This is a genomic window from Nonomuraea sp. NPDC049684 (assembly GCF_044465345.1).
Taxonomy (GTDB): domain Bacteria; phylum Actinomycetota; class Actinomycetes; order Streptosporangiales; family Streptosporangiaceae; genus Nonomuraea.
Window position 1 is genome coordinate 172,926 of the sequence record NZ_JBITLO010000014.1, and the last position, 13,587, is coordinate 186,512.

General features: G+C 72.2%; 8 protein-coding genes. 5 read left to right on the forward strand and 3 right to left on the reverse strand.

Annotation, left to right across the window (positions count from 1 at the left end; translation table 11 throughout):
• The first annotated feature begins 257 nt into the window (after positions 1-257).
• Positions 258-1,385, forward strand: a complete 1,128-nt coding sequence (locus ACIBST_RS36185; RefSeq protein ID WP_397178077.1) for a MalY/PatB family protein — start codon at positions 258-260, stop codon at positions 1,383-1,385.
• Positions 1,386-1,475: 90 nt separating this feature from the next.
• Here the strand turns inward: ACIBST_RS36185 and ACIBST_RS36190 are convergent, their stop codons facing one another.
• A complete protein-coding gene (locus ACIBST_RS36190) occupies positions 1,476-4,622 on the reverse strand; it encodes a PDZ domain-containing protein (RefSeq protein WP_397178078.1) in 3,147 nt (1,048 codons plus the stop codon).
• Positions 4,623-4,778: 156 nt separating this feature from the next.
• Between ACIBST_RS36190 and ACIBST_RS36195 the strand changes: the two genes are divergently transcribed.
• A complete protein-coding gene (locus ACIBST_RS36195) occupies positions 4,779-5,201 on the forward strand; it encodes a hypothetical protein (protein WP_397178079.1) in 423 nt (140 codons plus the stop codon).
• A 49-nt stretch (positions 5,202-5,250) separates the two neighbouring features.
• The gene (locus tag ACIBST_RS36200; protein WP_352357816.1) at positions 5,251-6,219 is read left to right on the forward strand and encodes a TIGR03557 family F420-dependent LLM class oxidoreductase; all 969 of its coding nucleotides are present in this window, start codon (positions 5,251-5,253) and stop codon (positions 6,217-6,219) included.
• A 4-nt stretch (positions 6,220-6,223) separates the two neighbouring features.
• Here ACIBST_RS36200 and leuS read toward each other — a convergent pair whose 3' ends face one another.
• Entirely contained in the window at positions 6,224-8,671 is a 2,448-nt protein-coding gene (leuS, locus tag ACIBST_RS36205; protein ID WP_397178080.1) for a leucine--tRNA ligase, read from the reverse strand.
• A gap of 537 nt (positions 8,672-9,208) precedes the next feature.
• Between leuS and ACIBST_RS36210 the strand changes: the two genes are divergently transcribed.
• Positions 9,209-10,876 carry a hypothetical protein gene (locus tag ACIBST_RS36210; protein ID WP_397178081.1) on the forward strand — a complete coding sequence of 556 codons (1,668 nt, stop codon included), beginning with the start codon at positions 9,209-9,211 and terminating at the stop codon, positions 10,874-10,876.
• A 24-nt stretch (positions 10,877-10,900) separates the two neighbouring features.
• On the opposite strand, the gene ACIBST_RS36215 is transcribed toward ACIBST_RS36210, so the two are convergent.
• On the reverse strand, positions 10,901-12,142 hold the full coding sequence (locus tag ACIBST_RS36215; RefSeq protein ID WP_397178082.1) for a cytochrome P450: 1,242 nt from the start codon (positions 12,140-12,142) through the stop codon (positions 10,901-10,903).
• A 229-nt stretch (positions 12,143-12,371) separates the two neighbouring features.
• On the opposite strand from ACIBST_RS36215, the gene ACIBST_RS36220 reads away from it, so the two are divergent.
• On the forward strand, positions 12,372-13,490 hold the full coding sequence (locus ACIBST_RS36220) for an RNA methyltransferase (RefSeq protein ID WP_397178083.1): 1,119 nt from the start codon (positions 12,372-12,374) through the stop codon (positions 13,488-13,490).
• Positions 13,491-13,587: the final 97 nt, after the last annotated feature.

Genomic DNA, 13,587 nt, shown 5'->3' on the forward strand with positions numbered 1-13,587 from the left:
ATTCCTCGCACGTCGCACGCACCGAACGCCGCCCTCCGACGTCGAGGCCCTTATCGGCCTCGCGTGGGGGGCGGCGTCGGTTCACCCTTCTCCCGGGACGTTCCTTCGGGCCCCGGAACAGAACGCGGCCGGCCCCGCGCACCGCCCCGACCCGGACGTCCCATCCCCGGTTCGACGCCTTCGCAACGCCCACTGTCCGCACGAACCGGCGTAAGGCCCCCTCATACCGCCACACCGCGCACTCCTAAACTGTGCCCGTGACCGACACGAATGCCCCAAAAGAGACCCCCGCCTCCAAAGAGATGAAGGACCTCAAAGAGACGCATGACGGTCTCAAATGGGCAATCACCGCCCCCGGTGTCATCCCCGCCTGGATCGCCGACATGGACCTGTCCACCGCCCCCGAGGTGATCGAGGCCCTGACCCGCCGCGCCGCCGGCGACCTCGGCTACCCGACCTGGCTGGACAAGCCGCAGGCCGGCCCCCTGGCCGAGGCGTTCGCCGAGCGCATGGCCGCCCGCCACGGCTGGACGGCCGACCCCTCGCACGTCCACACGTTCAGCGACATCAACCAGGCCCTCCAGGTGCTGCTGCACCTCTGGACCGAGCCGGGGGACGGCATCGCGCTGCACACCCCGGCCTACCACCCGTTCCTGACGACCCTCGATGTCATGGAACGTCCGCTCGTCCCCATCCAGCTCGAACCGGACGGCGACGCGTGGCGGTTCGAGGTGCCCGACCTGTCCGGCTGCCGGGTGCTCCTGCTGGTCAACCCACAGAACCCGACGGGCCGCGTGTTCACCCGCGCCGAGCTGGAGGCGCTGGCCGAGCAGGCCGAGCGCCACGACCTGCTGGTGCTGGCCGACGAGATCCACGCCGACCTCGCCTACGAGCCCCACAGGCACATCCCCTTCGCGACGATCCTGCCCGAGCGCACGGTCACCCTCACCTCGGCCACGAAGGCGTTCAACCTGGGCGGCATCCGCTGCTCGGTCGCCCACATCGGGCACGCCGGGGTGCGCGCGGCCCTGGCCGCGCAGCCGCCGTTCCTCTTCGGGTCGACGCACCTGTTCGGGGTGGAGGCCACGGTCGCGGCCTGGCGGCACGGCGACGCCTGGCTGGACCGGACGCGGGCGCTGCTCGACCGCAACCGCCGGCTGATCGCCGAGCGGCTGCCGGACCGGTTCGGGTACCGGATGCCCCAGGCCACCTACCTGGCGTGGCTGCACACCGGGCAGCCGGGCATGGCCGAGGTCATCGAGCGGGAGGCCCGGGTGCGGCTCAACGACGGCGCGTCGTTCGGGCCGGGCGGCGCGGACTACGTACGGCTGAACTTCGCGACGACCGAACCGGTGCTCTCGGAGATCCTCACCAGGCTGAGCTGAGAGGGCGGCCGACCCGACGGGCTCCGAGGCCCCGCCGGACGGAACGCCAGGCTGAAGGGGCGGCCCCGATGGGCCGCCCCTTCAGCGCGATCAGGTCAGCGGCGGCAGTTCCGGCGGGGTGGCGGCCGGACGTTCCTCCAGCGCGGCGAGCGCCAGCTCGACGGCCTTCGCCAGCTGCGGGTCGCGGCCCGCCACCCGGTCCTGCGGCGTGATCACGACCTCGACGTCCGGATCGACGCCGTGGTTCTCCACGCCCCAGCCCGGCCCCTCCAGCCAGAACGCGTACCGCGGCTGGGTCACCACGGTCCCGTCCACCAGGGAGTAGCGCGAGTCGATGCCGATGACGCCGCCCCAGGTCCTGGTGCCGACGAGCGGGCCGAGGGCGCGGTTCTTGATCCCGGCGCTGACGATGTCGCCGTCGGACCCGGCGAACTCGTCGGCGACGGCCACGATGGGCCCGCGGGGCGAGTCCTCGGGGTAGCGCATCGGCTCGTAGCCGCGGGCCCGCGCCCAGCCGGTGACCTTGCGCGACAGCTTCTCCAGCACCAGCTCGGACAGGTGCCCGCCGCCGTTCTCGCGCACGTCCACGACCAGCCCGTCGAAGGCCATCTCGGTACGCAGGTCGCGGTGGAACTGCGCCCACCCCGAGGCCACCATGTCCGGGACGTGCAGGTAACCGAGCCGCCCGCCGGACGACTCGCGGACGAAGGCCCGCCGGCTCTCCACCCAGTCGTGGTAGCGGAGCTGGCTGTCGTCGGCGAGCGGGGTGACGACGACCCGGCGCGTCGAGCCGCCGGCCGCGGGCCGCACGGTCAGCTCCACGGGCCGGTCGGCAGTGCCGGACAGCAGCGCGAGCGGGCCGCGTACCGGATCGACCGGACGCCCGCCCACCGCCACGATCGCGTCGCCGGGACGGATCGCGACGCCGGGCGCGAGCAGCGGCGAGCGGGCCGCGTGGTCGGAGGTCTCGCCCGGCAGGATGCGCTCGACGCGCCAGGTCCCGTCCTCGTCCTTGGCCAGGTCGGCGCCGAGCAGGCCCTGGCGGCGGCGCGGGTCGCTGACGCCGTCGTGGCCCCTGGCGTAGGCGTGCGAGGTGCCCAGCTCGCCCTGCACCTCCCACAGCAGGTCGATCAGCTCGGAGTGGCAGCCGAGGCGGTCGACCAGCGGCTCGTACCGGTCGAGCGTGGCCTGCCAGTCGACGCCGCCCATGTCCTCGCGCCAGAAGTGGTCGCGCATGAGCCGCCCGGCCTCGCGGTAGCCCTGGCGCCATTCGGCGACCGGGTCGATCTGGACGGTGATCCGGTCGAGGTCGATCGTGACGACCTCGTCGCCCTCGCCGGCCGCCCGCGTCTGGAGGCCGTTCTTGCCGTTGGTGACGAGCCTGGTGCCGTCGCCGCTGACCTCGAAGGCCCGCACCTCCTTGCCCAGCTCGGCCTTGGCGCGCTTCTTGAGGTCGTAGCGTTCGAGCACGGTCTCGCTCACCGGCTCGGTGCCGTCGCCGAGCTGGCCCGTCAGGGGATGGCGGAGCCAGAGCAGCGCGTCCTTGGCGGTCCTGAGGTTGCCGTAGCGGCCCGCCGGCACGGGTACGGGCACCACGCGGGAGGCCAGCGCCTCCGGGTCCACCTCGGTACGCGGCGGCGCGTCATCCTTCTTGTCGTCCTTGCCGGGCTTGTCGTCCTCCCCGTTGAACCCGCGTCCCTGCAACGAGGGGTCGAACGGCGACGGCGTGGCGGCCTGCAGCGGCACGATGTACGGCCGGCAGCCCGCCGGGAACGACAGGTCGAACACGTGCGCGTCGTACACCGGGTCGAACGTGCGCACCGACAGGAAGGCCAGGTGCTTGCCGTCCTTGGTGAACACCGGGTCGTAGTCGGAGAAGCGCAGCGGCGTCACGTCGATCACCGACGTGCCGTCCACGCGGCCCATCTTGATCTGCGACAGCGGCTCGTGGTCGGGGTGCACCCAGGCCAGCCAGCCGGAGTCCGGCGAGAAGGAGACCCCGCTGATGTCGCCCTGGGTGGTGCGGTCGAGCTCCCGCAGGTCGCCCGATTCGAGGTCCACGACCAGCAGCCGCCCGTCGTGCGTGGCCACGGCCGCGTGCTTGCCGTCGGGGGCGGCGGTCAGTTCGAGCACCCTGCCGAGCTGCCCGCCGGCCAGGCTCCTGATCTCGCCGCCGGGGGTGCCGATCTCCAGGCCGTCCTCGCCGCCGGCGTCGGAGACCCACACGGCCCGGCCGTCGGCGCCGAGGGCGCGCGGCAGGCGGACCCGCACGCCGGGTTCCACCCGGAGCGCGCCGGCGGGACCGTCGCGGTGGGTCACCCAGTGCGCGGTGCCGCGGATCTCGACCGCGCTGGCCCGCCCGGTCGCGTCCGGGGAGAAGCCGCCGACGCGCGTGGGCGCGGGCCGGCGCGCGCGTCCCGGCCGCGGGCCGCCGAGCTTCACCTCCAGCTTGTACGGCTCGGCGTCCAGGCTCTCCAGCAGCCACAGGTCCCCCGCGTGGCTGTAGATCACCCGCTCGCCGTCGCTCGTGGCGTGACGGGCGTAGAACTCGTCGTGGCTGGTGTGCCGGCGCACGTCGGACCCGTCGGGAAGGGCCGAGTAGAGGTTCCCCACGCCGTCCGCGTCGGACAGGTAGACGATCCGGTCGCCGACCCAGTTCACCGCCCAGTACTGGGCGGGGCTGTCGGCGAACAGCCTGACGAACTCCCCGTCGCCGTCGGCGTCGACCCAGATCTTGGCCGCCGTGCCGCCCCGGTAGCGCTTCCACTGGGACGGCTCGCGCCAGACCGGCGACACCGTGGCCACCTTCGCGCCGCTGACGGCCGCATCGCTGACCCACCCGTACGGCAGCCGCCCGGCCGGCCCCCCGTCGAGCGGGACGGCGTACGCCCACAGCCGGGTGCGCGACGCCTCCCCGGTGGAGCTGACCGCGAGCACGGCCCCGTCCGCGGTCCAGCCGCGGACGCCGGTCATGGCGTTGCCCCAGTGCGTCAGCCGGGTGCCTTCCGCGCCGTCGAGCTCGGCCGCGAACACCTCGGGGGCGCCTTCCTTGCCGCTGGTCCACGCGATGCGCGAGCCGTCGGGCGCGAACCGCGGGGAGGAGACCGGCACGCGGTCGGCGGTGAAGCGCCAGGCCCGGCCGCCGGCGACGGGGGCGAGCCAGACATCGTCGTCGGCGACGAAGGTGACCAGGTCACCGGACAGATGTGGATATCTCAGGTATGCGCCATATGTCACAGCTAGACACTAATGCGAGACACCAAACCAGCTAAAGATTTTCTCTCACAGCGGGGTCCACCGTCCGCGAACAGCCAAGACCGTCCGATGTCCCGGATGTGCGGAGAGCGGCAGGGAAGGAGCCAAACGCCCACAAATCACACACTGTGAGGAATCATGCGAATTTTCGTCCGGCCGCACCAGCTCCCTGGCCGCCTGGCCGCCGCCGCCATCATCCTCAACTCCGGGATCGGCAAGAGCAAGGCCGACGAGCAGACGGCGGCCGGCCTGCACGGCATGGCCGCGGGCACGTACCCGTTCCTGCGCGGCCAGGACCCGGTGGCCTTCACCCGGTTGCTGTCGAAGGGCGAGCTCGCCCTCGGGGCCGCGCTCGTCCTGCCGTTCGTGCCGTCGCTGCTGGCCGGCGCGGGGCTGACCGCGTTCGCCGCGGGCCTGCTCGGGCTCTATCTCAGGACGCCGGGCATGCGCGAGGAGGGCAGCCTGCGCCCGACCCAGCAGGGCATCGGCCTGTCCAAGGACCTCTGGCTGCTGGCCATCGGCCTGGGGCTGGTGATCGAGGAGCTCCGCAGTGACGATTGATCTCCGGACGCCCGACCCTAATCCGGACAAACCTGGGTAGCCCGACCACATGGTACAAATCGGCTACACCTTGATGTCCGAGCAGACGCCGGCCCGCGAACTGGTGGACTACGCCGCCACCGCCGAGCGCGTCGGCTTCGACTACGCGGTCATCTCCGACCACTACTTCCCGTGGATCGAGGAGATGGGCCACTCGCCGTACTGCTGGTCGGTGCTGGGCGCGGCGGCGCAGGTGACCGAGCGGCTGCCGCTCATGACGTACGTGACCTGCCCCATCATGCGCTACCACCCGGCCGTGGTGGCGCAGAAGGCGGCCACGATGGGGGTGCTGAGCGAGGGCAGGTTCACCCTGGGCCTGGGCGCCGGCGAGAACCTCAACGAGCACGTCGTCGGCGAGGGCTGGCCGCCGGTGGACACCAGGCACCGGATGTTCGCCGAGGCCGTGCAGATCATCAAGGAGCTGTTCAGCGGCGAGTACGTCACCTACCAGGGCGAGTTCTTCGACGTCGACTCCGCCAAGCTCTACGACCTGCCGGACGAGCAGGTGCCGATCGGCATCGCCGCCTCCGGCGGCCGGTCGGCCGAGATCGCCGCGGAGCTGGGCGACGTGCTGGTCATCAACGACCCGATGCCCGAGGTGGTGCAGCAGTTCCACGCCGCGGGCGGGCAGGGCAAGCCGGTCTACGGCCAGCTCCCCATCGCCTACGACACCGACCCCGAGGCCGCCAAGGAGCGGGCCCACCGGCTGTGGCGCTGGTCGGGCGTCGGCGGCTGGAAGGTCATGGCCGAGCTGCCCGGCCCGGTGAACTTCGCCGCCGCGGCCGGCTCGGTACGCCCGGAGGACGTCGCCGAGAGCGTGCCCTGCGGCGACGACCTGGACGCGGTCGTGCAGGGCGTCAAGAAGTTCGCCGACGCCGGGTACACGCACGTGGCGCTCGTGCAGATCGGGCACGACCAGCAGGAGCCGTTCTTCGACTGGGCGGAGAAGGAGCTCCTGCCGGCCCTGCGCCGGATCTAGCCGCCTACGGGACGATGTTGACCAGCTTGGGCGCGCGCACGATCACCTTGCGCGGCGTGCCCTGGAGGTAGGCGGTCACCTTGTCGGAGGCCAGGGCCAGGGCCCGCAGCTCGTCCTCGGAGATGTCGGGGGCGACCTCCAGCCGGTCGCGCACCTTGCCCGCCACCTGCACCACGCACGTGACCGACTCCTGCACCAGCAGCGCGGGGTCGGCGACGGGCCAGCCGGCGAAGGCGACCGGACCGGTGCGGCCCAGGCGCTCCCAGCCCTCCTCGGCGACGTAGGGCGCCACCAGCGACAGCATGACGGCCAGCGACTCGGCGGCCTCGCGCACCGCCGGGTCGGCCGCGCCGGGACCGGAGTCGATGGCCTTGCGGGCGGCCGAGGTCAGCTCCATCATGCGGGCCACCGCGACGTTGAAGCGCTGCGACTCGACCAGCTTGGTGACCTCGTCGATCGTGCGGTGGGTGACCTTGCGCAGCTCGGCGTCGCCGCCCTCGAACGGCACGCCGGGCTCGGCGGTCGCCTCCGACATCACGCGCAGCGCGCGGGCCAGGAACTTCTGCGAGGCGGCCGGCGAGACGTCGGCCCAGTCGATGTCGTCCTCCGGCGGACCGGCGAAGATCATCGTCAGGCGCACGGCGTCGACGCCGTAGGCGTCGATCTGCTGGCCCAGGTCGATGCCGTTGCCCAGGGACTTCGACATCGCCTTGCCGCCGTTGATCACCTGCCCCTGGTTGAGCATGCGCAGGAACGGCTCGGTGAAGCTCACCATGCCCATGTCGTGCAGGACCTTGGTGAAGAAGCGCGAGTACAGCAGGTGGAGCACGGCGTGCTCGATGCCGCCGACGTACTGGTCGATCGGGCCCCACTTGCGCACCTGCTCGGGGTCGAACGGCCCGTCGGTGTAGCCGGGCGAGGTGTAACGCAGGAAGTACCAGGACGAGTCGACGAACGTGTCCATCGTGTCGGTGTCCCGCTTGGCCGGACCGCCGCACTTGGGGCACTCGACGTTGACCCACTCGGTGGCGCTGGCCAGCGGGGAGACGCCCTTGGGCGCCAGCGCCTCGCCGCGCAGGTCGGGCAGCGTGACGGGCAGCTGCTCGTCGGGGACGGGCACCTCGCCGCAGTCGGCGCAGTGGATGATCGGGATCGGCGTGCCCCAGAAGCGCTGACGGGACAGCAGCCAGTCGCGCAGCCGGAAGTTGACCGCGCCGGCGCCCCGGCCCTCGACCTCCAGGATCTCGATGATCTTGGCGATGGCCTCGGTCTTGGTCAGCCCGTCGAGGGGGCCGGAGTTGACCAGCGTGCCCTCGCCGGGCGTGGCCTCGCCGGTCTCGCCGGGGTCGGCCAGACCGGTGTGGACGACGACCCTGACCGGCAGCTCGAACTTCCTGGCGAAGTCGAGGTCGCGCTGGTCGTGGGCGGGCACCGCCATGATCGCGCCGTGGCCGTAGTCGGACAGCACGTAGTCGGCCGCCCAGACCGGGATGCGCTCGCCGCTGACCGGGTTGACCGCGTGGCGGCCCAGGAAGACGCCGGTCTTCTCCTTGTCGGTGGACAGGCGCTCGATGTCGCTCAGCTTGGCGACCTCGGCGCGGTAGGCCTCGAACGCCGGGCGCTGCTCGTCGGTGACGATCTCGTCGGCCAGCGCGGCGTCGACCGCGACCACGAAGAACGTGGCGCCGTACAGGGTGTCGGGGCGCGTGGTGTAGACGTGGACCGGCTCGTCGCGGCCCTCGATCTCGAACAGCACGTCGGCGCCCTCGGAGCGGCCGATCCAGTTGCGCTGCATGGTCAGCAGGCGCTCGGGCCAGCCGTCGAGCTGCTCCATGTCGTCCAGCAGGCGCTGGGCGTAGTCAGTGATCTTGAAGTACCACTGCGTCAGCTCGCGGCGGATGACGTCGGCGCCGCAGCGCTCGCACTTGCCGGCCACGACCTGCTCGTTGGCCAGCACCGTCTGGTCGTTGGGGCACCAGTTGACCAGGCCGCCCTTGCGGTAGGCCAGGCCGCGCTCGAAGAAGCGGTTGAACAGCCACTGGTTCCAGCGGTAGTACTCCGGGTCGCTGGTGTGCAGGCGACGCGACCAGTCGAAGGAGATGCCGTAGCGGCGGAAGGAGTGGGCCTGCGTCTCGATGTTGGCGTGGGTCCACTCGGCGGGGTGGGCGTTGCGCTTGATCGCGGCGTTCTCGGCGGGCAGGCCGAAGGAGTCCCAGCCGATCGGGTGCAGGACGTTGTAGCCCTGCTGCATCCAGTAGCGCGCGACGACGTCGCCGATGGCGAACACCTCGCCGTGGCCCATGTGGAGGTCGCCCGACGGGTAGGGGAACATGTCGAGCATGTAGCGCCGCTCCCGGGAGTCGGTCGCGTCCTCGCTGGCCCGGTAGGGCTCCTGTTCCTCCCATCGCTGCTGCCACTTGGCCTGCAGCGCCTGCGGGTCGTACTCACTCACGGCTACTGTCCTTCTGGCTTGACTCGGACCCATAAGAAAACCCCTCGTGCACAACGAGGGGTAGCCGCGACGGCGAGACCTCTCAGGGCCGTCGCGGCCCGCTAAGAAGCAGGGTCGCGGAACGCATGTGTCAAGCCTAGCGCACGTCTTCGACGGAATGCAGATACTCCGGCGACCGGCGCAGGCACAATAGACCCTTCAGGTCCAGCGAGACCTGATGGTGATGTATCCGTTGTGACCTCATATGTCCCATTAGAATACTGTCGTCGCGTGGTGTACCCAGCTGAGCCAGATCGACCGGAGGGCGACCTGCCGCTGCAGGATCCTCCAACCGATCCGCACGGCTTCGCTCGTTTCGCTGCGAAACCAGCCGTATCTCCTGGAAAATCCCATGAGATCATGCCTGGTACGTCAAATCCGGATATAGCGGCACATCCGGACACAACCTCGGGAGGGCCGGCAGCAATGGCAACGGAGAATTCCGCGAGCTCCGGAGCGTCGCACCTGCCACCGTCCTGGCCGGAGGTCCGCAACGACGTGCCTTCCTCCTGGCCGTCCAGCGGGCAGGAGTCCTCCGGCGTGCCGATGTCGTGGCCGGAGGCCGCCCCGGCCCAGCCGTCCTGGCCCGAGGCCCCGCAGGCGCCGTCCTGGCCCGAGCCGCCGCGTCCCGACGCCTCCTGGCCCGACGTCCCGCGCAACGGCTCCGCTCGCGACGGCTCGTCCCGCGGCTCCTCTCACGACGAGCCCCGCGGGCGGCAGCGCGGCGGCGACGCGTCCTGGCCGGAGCCGGCGCGGCCGTCCTGGCCCGACCCGCCCCGGCAGGAGCAGGGCTGGCCCGAGGCGCCCCGGCAGGAGCAGGGCCGGCCCGAGGCCACCCGCCAGGAGGTCCCCGTCTCCTGGCCGGAGCAGCAGCAGCCGGTCCAGCCGCAGGACCCGGTGCCCGCCTGGTCGCAGCCGCCGACGCCGTCCCCCGGCGCGTGGTCCAACCTGTCCACGCCGGCGCCCTGGCCCAACAGCCCTGCCCCGGCCCCCGCCCCGTCGGCGTCCGCCGCCGACCCGCTGGACCGCACGGTCACGCTGGGCCGCGCGTCCGGCCCGCTCGACGCCCCCGTCCAGCCCGCGCCGTCGCCGCTCGACGGGCCCGGCGGGCCCGGCGCCCCGGCCGACGAGCACACCGTCATGTACGGCGGCCGGCAGGCCGACACCATGGTGGGCGACCCCGCGACGCCCCCGGGCCCGCTCGCGGCGGCCCACGTCGGCGCGCCCCCTGCCGGACCGGGCCTGCCCGGCGACGGCCACCCCGACCAGCCGCGCCCCGGCTCGAACCTGAACCGCGACCCCTCCGACCCCGACCGCCGCTTCGTGACGGCCGGCCAGATCAGCGGCTCGCGCACCCCGCCCCCCGACCGTCAGCAGGAGCTCTGGAACAACGTCTTCGGCGACGAGTACCAGGGCGGCGACCACGACTCCCTGGACGACGAGCCGGGCAAGCCCATCTGGATCTACGCGCTCGGCGGCTCGGTCGTGATCGCCCTGATCGCGGCGCTGCTGTGGGCCTTCCTCGCGGGCCCGCTGGCCGGCGAGGACACCCCTGAGGGCAAGACCGCCGCCTCCCCGGCGGCCTCGGCCGGCCCCACCAAGGCGGGCACGGGCAAGCGCTCCACCACGATCCCCGCCCTGCCCAAGTACCCGGGCAAGGCGTCCCCGGTGACCGGCCGGGTCGAGGACGCGGCGGCCGGGGTCTCGCTGCCCCGCCTGGGCGGCAGCTGGCAGCTCGACCAGCGGGCCACGGTCAAGTCCACGTTCGGCTACGACACCCGCCAGTACACGGAGGTCGCGCCCGACAAGTACGCCCAGGTCATGTCGGGCCCGCTGCCGGCGAACCTGTCCTCCCTCTACCAGGAGGACGACCTGGAGCCGGTCATCCGGCGCATGGTGCTCCAGGCCCGCAAGGACTTCTACCCCGACGGCAACAAGGTCAGGAAGATCGCGCAGCAGCCGATCAAGGTGGGCGCCTCCACCGGCCGGCTCATCGCGTACGCCATGACCGCCGGCACGGAGAAGGCCACGATCGTCACGATGGCGGTCAACACCGGCGGCAGCGTGCCCGCCATCGTGTTCGTGTCGATCCCGGACGAGGGCAAGCAGCTCCTGCCGGACATCCGTACCGTGATGAACCAGCTCAAGCTGACCACGCAGTCCTGAGCCCCGGGCGCCGCCGCGCCCGGCTCAGAACGTGCACTCCATGTGCTTGATCCCGTTGATGAACGAGGAGTGCAGGCGGTCGGGCCTGCCGCCCTCGATGTGCGGCACCCGGCGCAGCAGCTCGCGGAACATCACCGTGATCTCCCGCCGGGCCAGGTGGGCGCCGAGACAGAAGTGCGGCCCCGGCCCGCCGAAGCCGACGTGCGGGTTGGGGTGGCGGGTGATGTCGAAGCGGTACGGGTCGGCGAACACCCGCTCGTCCCGGTTCGCCGCCCAGTAGAACAGCACCACCTTCTCGCCGGCGCGGTAGAGGTGGCCGTTCATCTCGTGGTCGCGGGTGACCTTGCGGCGCATGAAGTTCACCGGCGAGGCCAGCCGGACGATCTCCTCCACGGCTCCGGGGGCCCGGCCCTCGACGTCCTCCAGCCACAGGGCGCGCTGGTCGGGGTTCTTGGTGAGCAGGCGCAGGCCGTAGGAGATGGCGTTCCTGGTCGTCTCGTTGCCCGCGACCACCAGCAGGATGAAGAACGACCCCAGCTCCTGCATCGTCAGCCGCTCGCCGTCGATGTTGGCGTTGACCAGCGAGGACGTCAGGTCGTTCGTGGGGTTGGCGGTGCGGTGGGCGGCGAGGTCCTGGACGAGCTGCTGCAGCTCCATCCCGGCGGTGAGCAGGCGGGTGGCGAGCTGGTCGAGGTCGCCGCCGGTGTACTCGGGGTCGAAGCCACCGAGGATGATGTTCGAGCGGTCGAAGACGAACCGGTAGTCGCGCTCGGGGATGCCCATCATGTCGCAGATGATCTTCAGCGGAAGGCGCGCGGCCACGTCGGTGACGAAGTCGCCGCCCGGACCGGCGGCCACCAGGTCGTCGACGATGCGCACGGCGGCGGCATCGACGTCCGACTCGAACTGTTTGATCATCTTGGGGGTGAACGCGCGGGAGACGATCCTGCGCAGCCGGGCGTGCCGGGGGTCGTCCATGTTGATCATGGAGCCGAAGTACTCGGTGAACTCGGCGGGCATGTCGGGGATGTTCGTCGCGCCGCCGTCGCCGGAGCAGAAGACCTCGGGGTTGCGGCTCGCCTCCAGGATGTCGGCGTGCCTGGCCAGCGCGTAGTAGCCGGGCCCCTTGGGCGCGACGGCCATCTCCATCTCCTCGAAGAAGGCCGGCGTCTCGCGGGCGCGCAACCGGTCGAACGCCGCCTCGCGCTCGCTCATGGGCCTGGCCCAGAAGTTCCGGTCCGAAAGGTCGAAGTCCAGGACGGTCATAGGGCAATCATTGGGAAAGCGACCACTTACGTCAATGGGTTCGACGTACACCGTACGTGGTTGCCGGGAAAACCGGTGGCCCGTGCGGTCGGGGCTTTTGTAGGGTGCCGCGCATGACGTTCTTCTTCCTGCTCGGCTAGCGATCCGCCGGCGGGCCGTGGGCTGACCCACCGCCGGCGATGCGGGGCGGCCTGCCGCCGTCCCGGGTCGCTACGTGGGAGAAGGACAGTTGCTCACCTTGGCGGTGGCCAGGGCGGTGCGTGGCACCGAACCCCTGGTCGCGGCGGAGATCCGGCGTGCCCGTCTCGGGGCCGTCGTCGGCGTCCGCCATCGGGAGGTGTGGTTCGAGGTCCGGCCCGGCGCCGGGCTCCTGGGATTGCGCACCGCGGACGACGTACTGCTGGCCGCGGCCGTGGTGGACGGGGTCGGCCACGGCCGCTCCGCGCTCGCCCGGCTGGCGCGGGCGGCCCGCGGGCTCGACCTCGGCCCGCCCGGCGGCCCCGACGTCGAGGTCTCGGCCTCGTTCGTGGGACGCCGCAACTACACCAGGCACGAGATCGAGGACGCCGTCGGGACCGAGCTGGCCCGGTCCTGGCGGCTGCGCTACCACTCCCGGCGCGACGGCGGCCGGCCGCCCGCGGGGGCGACGGCGTGGCGGGTGACGATCGAGGGCGACCAGGCGGTCATCGCCCGGCGGGCCGGTGACCGTCCGCTGCACCGCAGGCCGTACAAGACGGCCTCGATCCCGGGCACGCTGCACCCGCCGCTGGCCGCCGCGATGGCCCAGCTCGCCGGGGTGGGCGCGGAGGGCTTCCACGGCGTCGTGCTCGACCCCTGCTGCGGTGCGGGCACCCCCCTCATCGAGGCCCACGCCCTGACACTCCCACCACACCCCGACTCCACCGGCTTCGCCGGATCCGTGGGGCTTTCCGGATTTGTCGGGTTTGTGGGGTTCGATCGAGCCCCGGCCGCCGTCGCCGCGGCCGCCGCGAACGCGCGGGCCGCCCTTCCGCCGGGCGGTCCGGGCCCGTTCCGCTGGGGGCTCGCCGACGCCGGACGGCTCCCGGTGGCGGACGGAAGCGTGCGGCGGGTGCTGGTGAACCCGCCCTGGGGACGTCAGGTGCCGCCGCGCGGCCTGCTCGGGCCCGGCCTGGACCTGTTGTGGCGGGAGGTGCGGCGGGTGCTGGAACCCGGCGGCCTGGCCGTCGCACTGCTCCACGACGATCCCGGCGCCGGCGGGACACCGGCGGGCACGCCACGCGGGTTCGCGGTCGAGCAGGCGATCCGGGTGAGCCTGTCCGGCCGCCACCCGCTGATCACCGTGCTCAGCAGGCGGGGCCGGATCTGACGAGGCACCACCCGATGATCCCCGCAATCAGGAGGAAGGACGGCAGCCGGCCGGCTCCCGGTGATCGCCCTGGTCAGGAGGGCCGAGCCGGTCGGCT